Origin of the sequence: Thalassotalea profundi (assembly GCF_014653195.1) — a bacterium.
In the GTDB taxonomy this organism is placed as follows: Bacteria; Pseudomonadota; Gammaproteobacteria; order Enterobacterales; family Alteromonadaceae; genus Thalassotalea_B; species Thalassotalea_B profundi.
Genome location: NZ_BNAH01000001.1, coordinates 430,176 through 446,597 on the forward strand (window position 1 = coordinate 430,176; position 16,422 = coordinate 446,597).

Below are 16,422 nucleotides of genomic sequence, written 5' to 3' on the forward strand. Positions count from 1 at the left end.
ATGAATCCTCATGTACTTGAAGCTATGTCTCATGGTGGTAAATACCTAAACTCGGAAAAGATTGAAAATAGTAGCCGTCGTAGTTTTCTCAAGGTTGCCTCATTAGCGACAGGTGGTTTAGCTATTGGTGTTAGTTTACCTTCATTTGCTAGTAATGAAATAACGAGTGACAACGGTGACTTTAATCCAAACGGCTATATCCATTTGTATGAGAATGGTGATCTTGTTCTTTATTGCGGGCGTTGTGAAATGGGCCAAGGGATCAGTACGGCGCTTCCCGGCGCTGTCGCTGATGAAATGGAAGCTGATTGGTCGCATGTAACAGTAAAACAAGGTGAAGGTAACAGAGATAAATATGGGCCACAAGCAACCGGCGGCTCTGCTAGTATTCGTGTAATGTTAGAACCTATGCGAAAAGCAGGGGCAACTGCAAAATTAATGCTAATTGCAGCCGGCGCTAAAGTTTGGAAAACCTCTGCTGAAAATTGTTATGCGGAAAATCACTTTGTTATTAATAAAATTAATGGTCAAAAACTTTCTTACGGGGAGCTTGCTACATTAGCTGCAAATAGTCCTGTACCTGAAAACCCAACGTTGAAGAGTAAAGATCAGTTTCGTTATATTGGTAAGGCGCTTGATAGACATGACCAAGGTATGGTGGTTGTCGGTGAGCGAACTTATGGTGTTGATACTAAAGTGCCTGGTTTAAAGTATGCTGCCATTGTTCATTGTCCAGTGCTTGGAGGGAAATTAAAAAGCCTTGATAAAACAGCGGCATTAGCGGTTAAAGGTGTATCTCATGTTGTTGAGATAGAGAGATTAAATGTGCCTTATGGCTCTGTTGGTGGTGTTGCTGTTGTTGCCAATAATACATGGACAGCACAACAAGCCGCTAAAAAATTAGTCATTGAATGGGATGCTGGCGCCAATAAAGTTTACAACACGAATACTTATAAAAAGCAATTAGTTAAGAACGTAGAAAAACCGGCGGAATTAGTGCTCGAACGGGGCGATTTAGCAAGCGCTTTTGAATCTGCATCGCAAAAAGTATCCGCGACTTATACTGGTGGGCATTTATGCCACGCACCAATGGAACCCAATGCGAGTGTTGTTTGGGTTCAAAAAGACAGTTGCGAGGTATGGGCTTCAACACAAAGTCCTGAAGATATTCAAAAAGTATTAGCTGGATTTTTAAAAAGAGAGCCTAAAGATATTAAAGTCAATGTTATGATGGCTGGTGGCGCATTTGGTCGCAAATTTAAATGCGACTATGTACATGAAGCTGCAGCTATTTCTCAAGCAGTTAATGCGCCAATACAGCTTATATGGTCTCGTGAAGAGGATATGAAAACTGGTTACTATCATTCTATCAGCGCTCAACATATTGAAGCGTCTTTAGATGATAAAGGTAATGTAACAGGGTGGTTACACCGCGCGGCCTTTCCTGCTATAGCATCATTGTTTGATCCTAGCTTGGATAGAGCGCCTGCGAGTAGTTTGGGGGATATCAATAATCACCCGTTCGGTATTGAAAACTTTAGAAGTGAAACCGGTGAAGCTCCCACTCATACGCGTATTGGTTGGTACCGAGCAGTATATGCAATTTTTTATGGTTTTGCTTTTGGTACATTTGCCGATGAATTGGCACATAAAGCGGGTAAAGATAGCTTAACTTTTTTAAACCAAATATATGATGCTAATACTAACCCTGAACAACAAGAACAAGTTCAACGCTCAAAAGCTGTGCTTGCTCTTGCAGCAGAAAAGGCCGGTTTTGGCAAAAAGCTGCCTGCAGGGGAAGCGATAGGTATTGCTGTTCATCATAGTTTTCATAGTTATGTTGCGATGGCCGTTCATGTTAAAGTTGACGGCGATAACATTAAAGTACTTAATGTTGACTGTGCTATTGATTGTGGTCAGGTGTTAAACACCGATGGTGCAACCGCTCAGATGGAAGGAGCTGTTGTTATGGGAATGTCGTTATCCTTGTATACCGAAATTACCTTTAAAGATGGTGCGGTTGTTAATAGCAATTACCATGATTATCCCGTGCTTCGTATCAATGAAATGCCTAATGTGAATGTGCACATTATAGATTCAGATAAGCCAGCTACCGGTTTAGGTGAGCCTGGAGTTTCACCATTTGCACCTGCTTTAAGTAATGCTATTTTTGCGGCTTCAGGTAAACGTTATAGAGACTTACCAATAAAACCATTATCAGTATAATTTAATCAATGATAAAGGAAATTAGAGCCAAAACAGGTTAAATGTTTTGGCTTTTTTATGTTACTAAGTATGTGTATCTACTAGCTTTAAAAAGCGAGTATGTTATTTTGCTTCTAAAATATTTTTCGAGTAGTTAGCCATTTTTAAGGATGTGTTTATAAATGCAGTATTTCCAGTTTCCTAGAGTGAACAACCCGCTTATTACGAAAGCAGTTAAATGTACATTTTTATCTTTAGGGCTTTTTTCATTTAGCCTAGCAGCTAACGACTTTGAACAATGCAAGCTTGATTTTCAAAAGTCAGCAACAGAGTTAGGTTATTCAGACTATATTATTGACGATGTTATCAGCTCATTATCCCCCATTGAACGTGTACAGCAATTAGATAAGAGTCAACCTGAATTTAGTGAAACATTTGCTGAATATATTAGTAAACGAGTTACTGACTATCGACTAAGAGTAGGCAAACAAAAATTAAATGAGCATAAAGCCTTGCTCGACCAATTAACCAAAAAATATGGTGTCCCGTCTCAATACTTAGTGGCTTTTTGGGGATTAGAAACTAATTACGGTAGCTACAAAGGTAAAATGCCTGTACTAAATTCTATTGCTACCTTAGCATGTGATAAAAGGCGAAGCCGTTACTTTACGGCTGAGTTATTTAATTTATTTGATTTGATCGATCAAAAAAGTGTAACTGTAGATCAACTTCAAGGATCATGGGCAGGTGCTATGGGGCATATGCAATTTATGCCTACCGCATTAAAAGCTTATGGCATAGACGGTGATAATGATGGCAAAGTTGATGTATGGGAAAGTGAAGCTGATGCATTAACTTCTGCTGCTAATTATTTAAGTCAAATTGGTTGGCGGGCAAGTCAGCGTTGGGGAAGAAAAGTTACACTGCCAGAAAATTTCGACTATGCGCAAATTGAGCAAGATAAATTCTACCCTTTGAGCGACTTTAAGAAATTGGGTGTTACCACTGAGTATCAACAGCCGCTTTCTAATTATGCTATTGATGCTCAATTATTCTTACCTGCGGGGCACAATGGTCCTGCATTTTTGGTGTACCCTAATTTTAATGTGATTATGAAATGGAATCTTTCAAAAAACTATGCCACGGCTGTTGGCTTGTTAGCGAATAGTTTAGTTGGTGCTAAAAAACAACAATTTGAACCGTTAGCTGATAAACATCGTTATACTCGCGAACAATTGCAAAAACTTCAAGAAAAGCTGCAATCATTAGGATACAAAACAGGCAAGCCAGATGGTATTTGGGGGCCTAATAGTCGTAAAGCCATACGATCATTTCAACTTGCCAATAACTTAGTGGCTGATGCTTATCCTAATCAGGCGGTTTTTGACGCCGCCGAAGTTATTAAAGAGTCGATTAATTAACAGCGAGCCCATATAATCCTCTACAAGATTGGTTTTATGTTTAATTAAATACAACTAAAACCTAAATAATTCACCATAGTCTAACTTTGTCGCTATTCGCCATTAATAACTGTTGTTATAATGGCGAATAATTGATTGTTAATTTTATACTTTTAGAGGTTCTGTAGATGTCGGAAGCTGAAAACCGTCCTACCAATTTTATACGCCAAATTATCGATGCTGATCTGGAAAGTGGTAAACATTCCAACGTACAGACTCGTTTTCCGCCGGAGCCAAACGGTTATTTACATATTGGTCATGCTAAATCTATTTGTTTAAATTTTGGTATTGCCCAAGATTACAATGGCTTATGTAATTTACGTTTTGACGACACTAACCCAGAAAAAGAAGATATTGATTACGTACACTCAATTCAAAAAGATGTTAAATGGTTAGGCTTTGAATGGGCTGGCGATGTTCATTATTCCTCTGAGTATTTTGATCAGCTTCACGGTTTCGCTGTTGAGTTAATCGAGAAAGGGTTAGCTTATGTTTGCTTTTTAAATGGCGATGAAGCACGTGAATACCGTGGAACTTTGAAAGCTCCAGGCAAGAATAGTCCTTATAGAGATACAAGTGTTGCTGAAAACATTGCTTTATTTGAAAAAATGAAAAACGGTGAGTTTAAAGAAGGTGAATGTACATTACGTGCAAAAATAGACATGAGCTCAAGCTTTATGTGTTTGCGCGATCCGGTAATTTATCGTGTTAGATTTGCTCATCATCACCAAACCGGAGATAAGTGGTGTATTTATCCGATGTACGACTTTACTCACTGTATTTCAGATGCGATTGAAAATATCACACACTCTTTATGTACTTTAGAGTTTCAAGATAATCGTCGTTTGTATGATTGGGTCATTGATAATATAACGATAGATTCTCGTCCGCATCAGTATGAATTTTCACGCTTGAATTTAGAATATACGGTAATGAGTAAACGTAAACTAAATGATTTGGTGACTGAAAAACTTGTAAGCGGCTGGGACGACCCACGTATGCCAACTATTGCTGCGTTTCGTCGTAGAGGTTATACACCTGCATCAATTCGTGAATTTACTAAACGTATTGGCGTGACCAAAATGGATAACACCGTTGAGATGGGAGTATTAGAGGCTTGTATTCGTGAAGACTTAAATGATAATGCTCCGCGTGCAATGGCTGTTCTTGATCCTATTAAGTTAGTTATCGAAAATTATCCTGAAGATAAGGTCGAAGAATTAACCGTAAAAAATCACCCCAGTGATGAAAGTCAAGGTACTCGTATTGTTCCTTTTGCGAGAGATATTTTGATAGAAGCGGAAGATTTTAGAGAAGAAGCGAATAAAAAATATAAACGCTTAGTACTTGATAAAGCTGTTCGCTTACGTGGTGCGTATGTTGTCACAGCAACTCGATGTGATAAAGACAGTGCCGGAAATATTACAACCGTATATTGTCAGTATGATCCAGAAACCTTAGGCAAAAACCCAACTGATGGAACCAAACCGAAAGGCGTTATTCATTGGGTTAGTGCTGAACATGCTGTAAATGCGACTGTTCGTTTATATGACCGTTTATTTTCTGTACCTAATCCTGGCGCAGCAGAAGATTTTCATGAAGTTATGAATCCTGATTCGTTAATAGAAATTAATACGGCTAAAGTTGAACCATATCTTGTTAATGCACAGCCAGAACAAGCGTTTCAATTTGAACGCCAAGGTTACTTTTGTTTAGATAATAAAGATGCAACTGACGGCAACTTAGTATTTAACCGTACTGTTGGTCTTCGTGATACATGGGCAAAAATAGCTGATTAATAAAAGCCATAACAAAAAGTCGTTATAACGTAAGCTATAACGGCTTTTTAATGTGTAAATAAATTTAAACATTACTTTTCTTGGTTTAATGAATACGTAAAGAATTTTTGTGCTTTCCGCTAATTGCTAGCATTTTGTAACGGTCATAAACATCTATTTAAAGATTTTAATTCCAATTATTTGTCTCTAAAGCTACTATAGTTTTTCAATACCATTTCTTAAGGAAAAGTAGATGAGACCTCTATTATCTCTCATTTTAGTGTTTTGTTTCTCGAGCAGCGCAATCGCACAAGAGACATTAACTAAAGCACTTGCTCAGCAATACTTTAATGCTATTGAGCAACTACAACAATTACAACAACAGTACCCTGAACTAGACAAACAGATGGACGATTTTTCTTACACAGATAAAACTAAGTTTTTATCCAAAGTTCAAGAGTTATCGTTTTACCCTCAAATTAATAGTGCTATTCAAACAGCGGGACTTTCAGGTGTTGAACAGCTTTATGATCTTAGTATGAGAATTATTGGCGGAGTAATGGCAGTACAAATGGAACAAATGCCGTCCGGAGAAAATATTGATGCATTGTTAGCAATGAAGCAACAAGCAGTTGAACAAATGCAAAAAGCTAATATGCCCAAAGAAGTGCGTGAAAAAATGCTAAAAACGCTTGAAGAGCAAGAGAAAAATATGATGGGCATGTTAAAAATGGGTAAAAATGTTTCACCAGAAGATAAAAAGTTTATTAAAGAAAACTTAGATTGGGTCATGGCTAATATGCCAGAAGATCACGACGATAATTAGCCTTTTGACTTTATAACTTATTAAAACCACATCAATACATAGACTTCCTTTTTAAGGGGAAGTCTTTTTTTTATTCATTCATACAACTGTATAAGTAGATAAATAGTTAAACTGTAGATAGGCTTTATTTTTGCCTTGGTTATACTAAGTTTCACTTTATTTTTTGGCATGTAATGCAATGTTTTCTTTAAAAAAATCTATTCCATTTTTTTTTGTTTTGTTATGGAGCACTGGTTTTATCGGTGCAAAATATGGTTTGCCTTATGCAGGAACAGGAGACTTTCTAAGTTTACGTGGCATTGGTAATGTGCTTGTTTTTGTTTTTCTCATTATTTTACTCAAACAACCTAAACTCACGTTAAGTCAAATACTTCACTCGATGATCACTGGCTTATTAATTCATGGTGCATATTTAGGCGGTGTTTTTGGCGCGATAGAGCAGGGAATTCCAGCAGGAGTTACTGCAATTATTGTAGGCTTACAACCTTTATTAACTGCTTTTATTGCACTTTATTTATTTAATGAATCATTAACGAAAAAGCAACTAGTTGCGCTTGTAGGCGGCGTAATTGGTATTGGGTTGGTTGTCGCTAGCCAAGTTGATTTGTCTCGAGTTAATTATAGCGCGTTAATTTTTGCGGTTATCGCTTTACTAGGCATTACAATCGGTACTTTATATCAAAAAATATTTTGCCAAAATCAGCCGTTATTACCTTCAGTTTTATGGCAGTATATTGCGAGCTTATTGGTATTTTTACCAATATCATACTTCCAAGTAGCGCCTGATATTAATTGGCAACCAGAGTTTATTTCCGCTTTACTGTGGCTTATTTTAGGCTTGTCTGTCGTATCAATTTTATTACTCTTGTATATGATTGAGCATGGTGCGGCTGCTAAAGTGTCTAGTTACTTCTATTTAGTACCACCAGCAACTGCACTTGAAGCGTGGTTACTATTTGATGAAACTTTAACTATAGTTAGTATTTGCGGAATGATACTGTGCGTCTTTAGTGTTTATATTCTTACTCATGTCAAAAAAATAAAAACGCTATAAAGCTAGTGCTTAAGTTTAAAGACTAAATGGATAATAATAACTCTTATAAGTTTTTGGGACAAAGGAGCAATAAGTGAATAGATTACGTATAGCAATGATAGGTTTAGGTGATATAGCACAAAAAGCTTATTTACCTATTATAGCTACACACCCGAGTATTACTCCTATTTTATGTACTCGAAATCAAGAGGTTTTAGCACAATTAGCTAAGCAATATAGAATTAATGACTGTTATGACGATAGTAATCGCTTATTTGAAAGTAAACCTGATGCGGTCATGATACATTCTGCGACAGAAAGTCATTTCGATATTGCTGTTCAATCACTTAATGCAGGTATAGCTACATTTATTGATAAACCATTAAGTTATAAAATAAGTGAGTGTAACCAACTAATAACTCTTGCAAGAGAAAATAACATCCCACTTTATCTTGGCTTTAACCGAAGATTTGCACCACAGGTAACTAACCTTTTAGCAAAAAATATCTCTCATATCCGGTGGCAAAAGAATAGAGTTGCTTTACCTGATAATGCTACAACAGTCATTTTTGATGACTTTATCCATGTAATTGATGGTTTATGTTATTTGGCAGGGAGCGATATTAGTATGCTGAGTAATTTACAAGTATTCGGTCAATCCTCTAATGAACAACTGACAAATATACGTATTTCCTTTGAATGTGGCCAGCGACTATTTGAAGGTAGTATGAATAGAGCTTCTGGGATCAATGAGGAAGTTATTGAAGCATTTGCTCATAACGAGAAATATCAAATATCAGGGTTAACTACAGGCAATTATTATCAAGAAGGTAGAGTATCAACAATAGGTTTTTCTGACTGGGATAGCTATTTATATACCAGAGGTTTTGTTGATATGATTGATCATTGGCTTAGTGTTATTCATCAAGGTTATTCGTCAAACCAACAATTAGCACAAATTGAACGAACACATCAACTTTGTCAGAACATATTAGAACAACTTTAACCGCTTAAGAATTATGTTAGGCCCTAGGTACCTAGGGCCTAACTATTATTTAACCGTCGCTGCTTTCATTGATTTAATAAAACTGCTTAAATTAGTAAGCATCGCTTTGTTATCTGCTAAGTTGTTTTCAATAATTTTAACAACGGCTGAGCCGCTTATTGCGCCTCTTGCACCTGCTGCTAAGGCTTCTTTAACTTGCTCAGGGGCTGAAATACCAAAGCCAATAACAGAAGGTGGAGCATTGTTTGCTTTTAATGCCGCTACTAAATGATCCGCAGGTGTCGTTGCTTTAGTCTCTGCGCCAGTGACGCCAGCACGACTGAGTACGTAGGTATATCCTTCGCTATACTTGGCAACGTTAGCTAACGTTTTTTCACTACCATTGGGTGGTGCAATAAATATCGGAGCGATACCACTTTTTAGTGCAGCGTTACGAAATGGCTCACTTTCTCTGATGGGTAAATCAGCAATAAGTACCGAATCAACACCCGCATCGGCCATATCTTGATAGAAATTATCAATACCACGGGCAAACACTAAATTACCGTATAGTAATAAACCAATGGGGATTTGCGGAGCATACTCCCTCACTTGCTTTAAAATATCGATACAAATGTCAGTATTTACACCTGAAGATAAAGCACGCAAAGCAGCTTGTTGAATGGTGACGCCGTCAGCACTTGGATCTGAAAAGGGGATCCCCAATTCTAGCGCATCGGCACCTGAATCAATTAGTGTCTTAATGACTTCAAATGATTGCTCAGGATTTGGATCGCCGATGGTAACAAAAGGAATAAAAGCGCCTTCGTTTTTTTCAGCTAAGTTAGCAAAACACTGTTGATAACGCTGACTAATGCCTGGATGTATTTGGCTCATTAGTTTTGCTCCTTATTGTTAGAGGCTTCGGGGTGTAATACCGTTTGTACGTGGGCAAGATCTTTATCGCCACGACCAGATAAGTTAACTAAGAAAATAGTTTCTTCTGTTACAGTCTCGGCCATTTTAAGCGCATGGGCTAATGCATGAGAAGACTCTAATGCAGGAATAATACCTTCAGAGCTCGCTAATGTTTGAAAAGCCGCTAATGCTTCATCGTCATTAATTGGTACATATTGAGCACGACCTGTTTCTTTTAAATAGGCATGTTGTGGTCCTACAGCTGGATAATCTAAACCAGCTGAAACAGAGTAAGACTCTTCAATTTGGCCATATTTATCTTGCATAATATAGGTATAGTTGCCGTGCAACATACCTTTAGTACCGGCAGATAAGGTTGCACCATGCTCATGGGTATCTATGCCTTTACCACCAGCCTCTACACCAATTAACTTAACGTTAGTTTCATGAATAAAGTCGTTAAACATACCGATGGCATTTGAACCGCCACCCACACAGGCAATAACGTAATCCGGTAATTTACCTTCTTCTTCAAGTAGCTGGGCTTTGGCTTCTTCGCCGATCATCTTTTGAAAGTCACGAACAATGGTAGGGAATGGATGAGGACCTGCAGCAGTCCCTAATAGGTAATGAGCGCTGTCATAGTTGGCAGACCAATCACGTAACGCTTCATTAACCGCATCTTTTAAGGTTCCGCCACCAGCAGTAACGGGAATAACGGTTGCTCCCATTAGCTTCATTCTAAAGACATTAGGCTGTTGGCGTTGACAGTCTACCGTGCCCATGTAAACACGACATTTTAAACCGAGTAACGCACAAGCAATTGCCGTGGCAACGCCATGCTGCCCCGCACCTGTTTCAGCAATGATTTCTGTTTTTCCCATTTTTTTAGCTAGTAATGCTTGGCCTAATACTTGGTTAGTTTTATGAGCACCACCGTGTAACAAGTCTTCACGTTTTAAGTAAATTTTAGCGAGTGGGTTTTTTGATAAATTACGGGTTAGTGTAAGCGGTGTTGGCCTACCAGCATAACTTGTGAGTAGTTTGTTAAATTCAGCCTGAAATGCTTCATCAGTTTTAGAGTCAACAAAGGCTTGTTCTAATTGCTCAAGTGCAGGTACTAATAATTCGCCAACAAACATTCCGCCAAATTCACCAAAATAGGCAGGTATTATTTGTTTTTCTGCTACTTTATTCGTTTGATTCGTCATTTTAATAATTCCGTATTTGCGCGAAAACTTTATTAAGTTTGTCACGGCTTTTAATTCCAGGGCTAGATTCAACACCTGAGTTGAGATCTAAACCATATAATTCTTGTGTGGTTAATAATTGCGTTGCCGTAGCAATGTTATCTATGTTTAACCCACCGGCTAAAAAGCATGGGGATAAGTCTTGCTCGCTATCGGCTAACACTTGCCAATTAAAGCTTTGTCCACTCCCGGCACTTTTCCCATCAAGGACATAGTGTTGTACTAAGAGATCTAACCGAGGCACGGTAGAGTCAACCGCAACTGCTTTCCATATTTGACAACTCTTAGGTAATTGTTCGCGAAGTGTTTCAATATATTGTTCGTCTTCTTGGCCATGAAGTTGTACCGCATATAAGTTTAATGCAAGGGCGGTTTCAGCGACAAATTCTGTTGGGTGGTTAACATATACGCCTACGTAGCGTAATCCTGTTATTGCCGTCACAATTTGCTCTGCAATGGCTTTTGTGACAAAACGAGGCGATTTTTCGGCAAAAATTAATCCGCCAAATTGTGCGCCACTGTCTTTTGCTATCGCTGCATATTCTGGTGACGTTAAGCCACACACTTTGTTATTGCCGTAAATTAGCGTTCGACATGCTAGATCAATATCATCTTGCGCCATTATCGAACTCCCCACTAAGAAGCCATCTACGGCAGGAGCAAGCTCTCTTACTTGATCGTTGGTGTAGATACCTGATTCTGAAATAACAATACAGTCGTCAGGTAGTGTCGGAGCAAAATCAAAGGTGGTAGCAATATTGGTTGATAAATCACGTAAGTTACGATTATTAATACCGACTAACTTTGCCCCAAGTGAGATAGCACGGTCACGTTCTTCTTCGTTGGATACTTCGGTTAACACTGCAAGGTTATATTGCTGAGCAATCCTTGATAGCTCTTGGTATTCTTCATCAGATAATACGCTTAACATGAGTAAAATGGCGTCAGCACCATAGTAACGTGCAAGGTATACTTGATATGCATCAACAAAAAAATCTTTATTAAGCACAGGACAACTTACGGTATCTGTCACTATTTTCAGGTATTCAAATTTACCTTGAAAATATTTTTCATCAGTGAGCACTGAAATGGCGGCGGCGTATTTATCATAAATTTGACAAATAGCTTTAACGTCAAAGTCAGGGCGAATAAGTCCTTTAGACGGAGAAGCTTTTTTGCATTCTAGTATAAAACCAGCATGTCTATGGCCTTGCTTACGATCTAAAGCGGCGTACATATCTTTTTTAGTTGGTGTTAATTCATCGATAAAACTCGCTAATGGTTTTTGTTGTTTAAGTGCTGCTATTTCAATGCGCTTATTTTCAACAATTTTCTCTAATACATTGGCCATTAGTGTTTTTCTCCATTGGAAATCGATACCATTAATTCAAGTGTTGTTAAGCCTTTACCCGACGCTAATACTTGTGTGGCGATTTGTGCAGCGTCTGTGAGAGTATCTGCTTTGTCATGTAAGTAAAGTAGGGCGGCACAGTTTACTATAACCGCGGCATTATGGGCAGGCTCACCGTTACCAGATAAAATCGCTTTGATAATATCAGCATTCTCTTGTGGTGTTCCGCCTTTTATATCATCAAGGGTATATACATAATTGGATAAGCCAAAATCAGCAGGTGTTATCACTTTTTCAGTTAATTCACCATTAGCTATTTCGGTAACTTGAGTTGCACCATGTAAGGCTATTTCATCTAAGCCGCTGCCATGAACTACCCAACCGCGTGTAACTCCCGTTAACACTAAACTTTTTGCCATTGTTGGAATTAACTCTGGTGTATAAACCCCTAACAGCATCACACTTGGACAAGAAGGGTTGACTAACGGCCCTAAAATATTAAATAAGGTTCTTATTCCCATTGCCGATCGAACGGGTCCTGCGTATTTAAAACCTGGATGGTAGGCTGGTGCATATAAGAAACATAAATTACTTTGCTCTAGGCACTTACTCGCGGTTTCAGGTGACATAGTTAAATTAACACCAAATGCTTCTAGTAAGTCGGCTGAGCCAGACATACTAGAAACACTTCTATTGCCATGTTTAGCCATTTTTAAACCACAAGCAGCGGCAAGAATAGCGGCAGTTGTTGAAATGTTAATGGTGTTTGCACCATCACCACCTGTGCCAACGCAGTCAGCAACGCCGTTTTGTTGCTCGGGAAAGCTTGTGGCAAAATTTCGAACAGCAATAGCGGCACCAGAAATTTCTTCTGGGGTTTCTCCTTTTACTTTTAAAGCTGTAAGTACTGAGGCAAGCAACGCTGGGTCTACATCGCCAGAAAATACTTGACTAAAAAATTCTTGAGATTGCAGTTGGTTAAGTGATTTTCCATCAACAAGGGTTTGTAGCACATTAGTCATTACATGCTCCTGATAAATTATTTGCGATTAAATGGTTTACAATTAAGTGGTCAATACTTTGAGCTAACAAGGTGCTACCGTAGGTTGTTAAAATAGACTCTGGATGAAATTGAAAGCCTAAAATATTATCTTGTTCGTGTGCTATCGCCATAGGTAAACGTTCATTTTTGTCGGTATCCAAATACGCAACCAGTGATAAAGCGTCAGGCATTTTGGTCGCCACTAACGAATGATAACGAGCAACAGGCAAAGGGTTAATGATATTGGCGAAGGCGTGTTCACCTGAATGAGTAACATTTGACGCTTTACCATGCACTATTTCAGGTGCGCGTCCTACAACGCCACCGTAATGTTCAATTAAAGCTTGGTGACCTAAACAAATACCTAAAATAGGATATTTACCCGCTGTTTTAGCGATTAGCTCCATTAAACAACCTGATTTACTCGGTTCGCCCGGTCCAGGGGAAAGCACTAACATGACAGGATCAGAACATTTTTCTATCTGCGCTAAAATAAAGTCAGCACTTATGGTATTACGATAAATTATCGGATCAAAGCCCAAGCATTTAAATTCATCTACTAAGTTATAAGTGAATGAGTCTAAATTATCGAGCATGAAAATTTGTACATTAGCCGGTGTTTGAACTTTAGATTCAGTATACTTAGTGTTTTTCATCACTTAACCTCCATTGTTGAGTGTTTATCACTTGTATTCTCAGAGATATTTTCCATTGTCGCGGCTTTAATAATGGCGGAAATTACAGCTTGGGCTTTTTGTCGAGTTTCATCCGCCTCTGATTGCGGGTTAGAGTCATATACAACACCTGCGCCTGCTTGAATATGGGCGATTGAATGTTTGACAAAAGCAGAACGAATAACAATACAAGTATCCATATCACCTTCGCCTGTTATATATCCAACAGCGCCCCCATAACTACCACGACGCTTACCTTCGAATTGTCTAATGAGTGAAGTTGCTTTCACTTTAGGGGCACCAGATAAAGTGCCCATATTCATACATGCTTGGTAGGCGTGTAGTGCGTCTAGATCATCAGATAATGTACCACAAACCCTTGATACTAGATGCATTACATGTGAGTAGCGGTCTACTTTTAACAAATCGGCGACGTGTCTGGTACCCGCTTTACTAACTCTCGCAACATCATTACGGGCTAGATCAACGAGCATAATATGTTCTGCTAGTTCTTTTTTATCTTGCCTTAGTTCTAATTCAATTCGACAATCTAAATCTAACGAAAATTCACCATTAGCTTTGTAGCCACGAGGTCTTGTGCCTGCAATTGGGTAAATTTCTACTTGTCGATTATGTTGTTGGTATTTAATGGCTGACTCGGGTGATGCGCCAAACATACAAAAGTCGTCATCTTGTAAGTAAAACATATAAGGGCTTGGATTACTTGAACGCAGGGCTAAATAGGCATTGAAGGTATCTTTACAAGGTAAGCTAAAGGTACGAGAAGGCACAACTTGGAAAATGTCGCCCGCTTTAATATGCTCTTTTAATTGATTAACGGTAGTACAAAAAGTTATATCATCAATGTCACAAGCAACTTCTATTGGTGTGTCTAGTTCTATTTCTCGAGTTTTCGGAGGTGCAATATCACTTTCAACTAATGCTTTAATTGCAGAGAGTCTACGTGCTATTTCAAAATGACATTTACGTTGCTCTTTGCCTGAAAATACATTGGCAATAATTTCAGATGAGCGTTTTTCATGGTCGATAATTACTAATGTTTCGGCTAGATAATAAACAAAATCAGGGCAGGTGTTTTCGCCATCTTTTACCTCAGGAAGTTGTTCACTCATGGTGATCATATCGAAGGCAAATGCGCCTCCTAAAAATACGGCGAACGGATGATGGTTTTCATTTTTTAATTGGTTAAAGACCCGTAAACTTTCGAACGGGTTAATAGCCTTTAAGCGTGATTTTTCATCAAGCGCTTGATCAACTTCAGGAAACGCAGCAATTAAGGTTTTATCGTTAAAGCTCAACTGTGCATATTCAGATAATTTTTTAGTAGCGAATGCGACTGCTGATTCACCATTTAAGGTTAATGGTTTAAAGGTAACAATATTGCCGTTACACACTATTTTTACAGCAGCATCAACGAGTAATAAACTTTTTAATTGATGTTTTTTATCTATTTCAGCAGATTCGAGTAAAAGGTTATTAGTTTTATTACCACACAGTTTTTTAAATAAGGTGAGGGGATCTGCTTGATAATTTGCTTTGCCTGATAATGTATCAACTCGGCCTATATCTGTATTATCATTTGGGTTGTATATGGCTTTCATAGTATTTTACCTGCAGCGGTTATAAATGGCTTAATATCAGCCATTAATGTAGCAAAGTCTTCTGCGGTTAATGCTTGGTGACCATCCGATAAGGCTTCTTTAGGATTTAAATGGGCTTCAACAATAATACCATCAGCACCTACTGCAACGGCGGCTCTTGATAAAGGGTTAATTAAAGATTTAATACCAGTGCCGTGTGATGGGTCAACAAATACCGGTAAATGTGATTTTTCTTTTAAATAAGCAACTGCACTTAAGTCTAAAGTATTGCGGGTAGCAGTTTCAAAGGTACGAATGCCACGTTCACACAGAATAACGTTCGAGTTTCCAGCATTAATTATATATTCAGCGGCAAGTAATAACTCTTCAATTGTTGCGCTCATACCGCGTTTTAATAATACGGTTTTATCTTGTTTGCCTACGGCTTCAAGTAAGCGAAAATTTTGCATATTACGTGCGCCAATTTGGAAACAATCGATATAGTCGTACATTAAATCAGCATCATTTGGATCGATAATTTCAGAGACAACAGGCATATTAAATTTAGCTTTTGCTGATTTCAGTAATTCGAGTCCCTCAACGCCTAAGCCTTGAAAGCTATATGGGCTGGTACGTGGTTTGAAGGCACCTCCACGTAATAATGGAATATTGTGTTGCGTTAGCATATTAGCTACGCCAAAAAGTTGTTCTTGGCTTTCAACTGAACAAGGGCCTGCAATAACCGTAAAGTTACCACCGCCTACTTTTACGCCGCCAATAGACACTACAGAGTCGTGTGCTTGTAGTTCGCGACTGACTAGTTTATAAGGGCTTAATACTGGTTTTATTTCATCTACCATAGGGTAGGCGTCAAGGTGAAGTTGGCTAAGTACGCGTTCATCGCCTAATGCGCCTAAAACGGTACGTTCAATACCTGGCATATATAAGGGTTTTAGCCCTAAGCTTGCTATTTTATCTAAAATTTCTTGGGCGTCTTTTTCTGACGCTTGTGGTTTTAATATTATGATCATTTTTTAAATCCTAATTGTTTATATATAGAGAGGGTCAACCAGCGTAAATTGGCTGAAGCCACCATATAAACCAACTCTTAACTCTAGTTGTTAACATGATTTAATCCTAAGTTTTTTGTTTAAAGTAAATGTTTATTAATTATTGAAAGCTAAAAATGAAAAAACCCGCTTAATAGAAGCGGGTTTTCAGAAATCTTTTACTTAATTAATAGCAAACTATCACAACCCACTTATGTAGAGTTATGCCACCACCAAATTAGAGAAATAG

Annotated in this window: 13 protein-coding genes and 1 other annotated feature; of the genes, 6 read left to right on the forward strand and 7 right to left on the reverse strand. The window is 38.3% G+C overall.

The genetic code is table 11. From position 1 onward, the window contains the following. The 6 genes from IE155_RS01895 to IE155_RS01920 all read left to right on the forward strand — a co-directional run bounded on the left by IE155_RS01895 (window position 1) and on the right by IE155_RS01920 (window position 8,308). Complete coding sequence (locus tag IE155_RS01895; RefSeq protein ID WP_229816963.1) at window positions 1-2,226, forward strand: xanthine dehydrogenase family protein molybdopterin-binding subunit; 2,226 nt, start codon at window positions 1-3, stop codon at window positions 2,224-2,226. Between the two features lie 161 nt (window positions 2,227-2,387). Then, entirely contained in the window at window positions 2,388-3,626 is a 1,239-nt protein-coding gene (locus tag IE155_RS01900; RefSeq protein WP_189376379.1) for a lytic murein transglycosylase, read from the forward strand. 167 nt (window positions 3,627-3,793) lie between these two features. After that, on the forward strand, window positions 3,794-5,464 hold the full coding sequence (gene glnS, locus IE155_RS01905; RefSeq protein ID WP_189376380.1) for a glutamine--tRNA ligase: 1,671 nt from the start codon (window positions 3,794-3,796) through the stop codon (window positions 5,462-5,464). Window positions 5,465-5,696: 232 nt separating this feature from the next. Then, a complete protein-coding gene (locus tag IE155_RS01910) occupies window positions 5,697-6,269 on the forward strand; it encodes a hypothetical protein (RefSeq protein ID WP_189376381.1) in 573 nt (190 codons plus the stop codon). Window positions 6,270-6,447: 178 nt separating this feature from the next. Beyond that, entirely contained in the window at window positions 6,448-7,323 is an 876-nt protein-coding gene (locus IE155_RS01915; protein ID WP_189376382.1) for a DMT family transporter, read from the forward strand. A 73-nt stretch (window positions 7,324-7,396) separates the two neighbouring features. Next, window positions 7,397-8,308 carry a Gfo/Idh/MocA family protein gene (locus tag IE155_RS01920; RefSeq protein WP_189376383.1) on the forward strand — a complete coding sequence of 304 codons (912 nt, stop codon included), beginning with the start codon at window positions 7,397-7,399 and terminating at the stop codon, window positions 8,306-8,308. A gap of 45 nt (window positions 8,309-8,353) precedes the next feature. Here IE155_RS01920 and trpA read toward each other — a convergent pair whose 3' ends face one another. The 7 genes from trpA to aroF are packed head-to-tail and all read right to left on the reverse strand — an operon-like array spanning window position 8,354 to window position 16,154. Next, complete coding sequence (gene trpA / locus IE155_RS01925; RefSeq protein WP_189376384.1) at window positions 8,354-9,184, reverse strand: tryptophan synthase subunit alpha; 831 nt, start codon at window positions 9,182-9,184, stop codon at window positions 8,354-8,356. Next, a complete protein-coding gene (trpB, locus tag IE155_RS01930) occupies window positions 9,184-10,416 on the reverse strand; it encodes a tryptophan synthase subunit beta (RefSeq protein WP_189376385.1) in 1,233 nt (410 codons plus the stop codon). Before trpB ends, trpA begins: the two co-directional genes overlap by 1 nt. A gap of 1 nt (window position 10,417) precedes the next feature. Further along, on the reverse strand, window positions 10,418-11,806 hold the full coding sequence (gene trpCF / locus IE155_RS01935; protein WP_189376386.1) for a bifunctional indole-3-glycerol-phosphate synthase TrpC/phosphoribosylanthranilate isomerase TrpF: 1,389 nt from the start codon (window positions 11,804-11,806) through the stop codon (window positions 10,418-10,420). Beyond that, window positions 11,806-12,828, reverse strand: coding sequence for an anthranilate phosphoribosyltransferase (gene trpD / locus IE155_RS01940; RefSeq protein ID WP_189376387.1), 1,023 nt, complete (start codon window positions 12,826-12,828; stop codon window positions 11,806-11,808). Before trpD ends, trpCF begins: the two co-directional genes overlap by 1 nt. Then, window positions 12,821-13,504, reverse strand: a complete 684-nt coding sequence (locus IE155_RS01945) for an aminodeoxychorismate/anthranilate synthase component II (protein WP_189376388.1) — start codon at window positions 13,502-13,504, stop codon at window positions 12,821-12,823. The genes trpD and IE155_RS01945 overlap by 8 nt, the downstream gene beginning before the upstream one ends. Further along, window positions 13,504-15,144 carry an anthranilate synthase component 1 gene (locus tag IE155_RS01950; RefSeq protein WP_189376389.1) on the reverse strand — a complete coding sequence of 547 codons (1,641 nt, stop codon included), beginning with the start codon at window positions 15,142-15,144 and terminating at the stop codon, window positions 13,504-13,506. Before IE155_RS01950 ends, IE155_RS01945 begins: the two co-directional genes overlap by 1 nt. Beyond that, the gene (aroF, locus tag IE155_RS01955) at window positions 15,141-16,154 is read right to left on the reverse strand and encodes a 3-deoxy-7-phosphoheptulonate synthase (protein ID WP_189376390.1); all 1,014 of its coding nucleotides are present in this window, start codon (window positions 16,152-16,154) and stop codon (window positions 15,141-15,143) included. Before aroF ends, IE155_RS01950 begins: the two co-directional genes overlap by 4 nt. Before the next feature lie 155 nt (window positions 16,155-16,309). After that, window positions 16,310-16,411, reverse strand: a sequence feature (Trp leader region). Window positions 16,412-16,422 lie beyond the last annotated feature (11 nt).